This is a genomic window from Candidatus Hydrogenedentota bacterium (genome assembly GCA_018005585.1).
Lineage (GTDB): Bacteria > Hydrogenedentota > Hydrogenedentia > Hydrogenedentales > JAGMZX01 > JAGMZX01.
This window is the reverse complement of the sequence record JAGMZX010000039.1, coordinates 1-2328: the sequence shown is the minus strand read 5'-3', so window position 1 is coordinate 2328 and position 2328 is coordinate 1. Positions and strand designations below refer to the sequence as shown.

The 2328-nt window shown below is 65.1% G+C and carries 2 protein-coding genes; both read left to right on the top strand.

The window, feature by feature from the left end:
• On the top strand, window positions 1-1149 hold a 1149-nt coding region (locus tag KA184_08785), incomplete at its 5' end, for a glycosyltransferase (GenBank protein ID MBP8129666.1).
• 112 nt (window positions 1150-1261) lie between these two features.
• The coding region (locus tag KA184_08780; protein MBP8129665.1) for a hypothetical protein at window positions 1262-2328 on the top strand (1067 nt) is incomplete at its 3' end.

The following is a 2328-nucleotide window of genomic DNA, read 5'->3' as shown; positions in this document are numbered from 1 at the left end:
CCGCAGCAACTGGCCACAAGGCTGGCTCCGCGCAATCGCGTGCTTTATGTCGACGTGCCCCGTTCTTTCCTGTACCGGTTTCGCCCGAAGGACCCCCAAGGCGCGGGCCAGTGGGACGGCCCCCGGGTCCAGGAAGTGCGCGAGAACCTCTTCGTGTTCCATCCGCCGCACGTGTTCCTGCCCGTGGGACGGCTGCCGTTTCCCGTGGCGCGCGCAACACTGACACTGAACGGGCGTGTGCTCGGCGCGCTCGTGCGCCGGCAGATGGCGCGTCTCGGCATGCGGCGGCCGATCCTCTGGAATTTCTCGCCGCTGCACGGTAAAGCGATACGCGCAATTCCGCGAAAGGTGACCATCTACGACGTATGCGACGAGTGGGCCAATTACGTGCCCTACCCGTCCGGCAAACGCGTGATCCTGTGGACCGACCGGGAACTGTGCGCGGAAGCGGACCTCGTTTTCGTCGGCACCGAAAACGGGAAAGCCCTGCGCGAGGGGATCAACCCCGAGTTGCACGTCGTGCATCATGGCGCGGATTATGAGCATTTCGCGCGCGCCACGGACCCGCGGACCGTGGTCCCGGCGGATATCGCAGGCCTGCCCAGGCCGGTTATCGGCGCGGTCGGGGTCATCGACCCCGAGCGCTTCGATGCAGGGCTCCTGCTCTATCTCGCCGAGCAGCGGCCTTCCTGGTCGTTCGTCATCGTGGGGCCTGCGCGCGCGGGCATGGACCTGCGCCCGCTCAGGACGCGCGCGAACATTCATCTGTTGGGCAACCGCGCCATCGAGGCGCTGCCCGCCTGCCTCAAGGGCATGGACGTAACGCTGATCCCGTACAAAGTCAACGAAGCCACGCGCAACATCTATCCGCTCAAGTTGCAGGAGTATCTGGCCGCGGGCAAACCCGTCGTCAGCGCTGCGCTGCCCTCGGTCTGCGCGTACGATCACGTGGTGCAAACCGCAACGTCCCACCACGACTTCCTCCGCAAGATCGAGGAATGTCTCGTTGACCCGCACGGTCCCGCGCGGGTCCAGGCCCGCCAGGCCGTCGCCCGCGCGAACTCCTGGGACCAGCGCCTCACGGAAAAGTCCGCGCACATTCTCCGTCTGCTGGAGACTCCGAGAAAGGCCGCGGTTTTCACGGGATAGCGCCGCAGTCTCAGGCCGACGGCGCCGCCTGACGCGAGGTTTCCCGCTCAAGGTGTGCTAAACTGCATTTAAAGTGCTGGACAGCAGGGCTAAGAAGGCAGGGATTTGTACCATGAACTTCACACAACCCGTCTTATTCGTCACATTTTTGTCGGGGCTTTTTGCCGGGCAGGCGCCGGACGCGGCGGAACTGGTCCGTCCCACGGGGCCGGAACAACGCGCGCAAGCGTCTGGCGGAGAGCCGGTGCTGCGTATGCGGCCCGTGGCCGTGGACGCGGCATTATTGTCAGGACCGGAAGCAAGCAAGGGAGCGCTGGTGCGCTTGGTATTGTTCGACGGCGTGGTGCTGGATAGCGTGCTGGAAAAGCGCATTGACCACGGCTCGGACAGTTTCACGTGGCGGGGAACCGTTCCCGGCGATGCGGAAGGTTATCTCGTGGCCTCCGTGCATGACGGCGCACTCACGGCCGTCGCATTCACGCGGAAACACGGCCTCTTCGAGGTGCGCGGCACGGCGCAAGGGTATGTGGCGCGCGAACTGGACGCGGAACGCTGCTGCGAATGCTTCGCCCTGCCCGCGCCCGGCTCCGGGCGCGGCAGCCCGCCCGGCCCGGCCGCCGCCGCCACAAAAGAAGACCCGGCCGAGATCGACGTTTTGGTCGTCTACACGCCGAATGTGCTCGCCGAGGCCGGCAGCGAGGCCGCAGTGCTCAGCGAGACCAATCTCGCCGTCGATCTCGCGAACACGGGATACGAGAACAGTCTCATCAACGTGCGGTTGCGCCTGGTGCGCACGGAACTCGTGACTTATACGGAAAACGGTGACATGGGCATCGACCTTGCCCTGCTCACCGGTCCGGACGATTCGTTCATGGACCAGGTGCACACGTGGCGCAACCAGAGCGGGGCGGACATGGTAGCGCTGCTGGTAGCGTTTGGCGACGCGTGCGGCATCGCGTGGATCATGACCGACAACAGCCCGTCCGCGGCAGGCCACATGTTCAGCGTCACGGAACACGGCTGCATCGGGACACATACCTTTGCCCACGAACTGGGCCATAACATGGGCTGCGCTCATGACCGCGAGAACGCCACCGGCGGCATTTTCCCGTATTCGTGGGGTTGGCGCTTCACCGGGCTCGACTCGGTGTTATACCGCACGGTGATGTCGTACGCGCC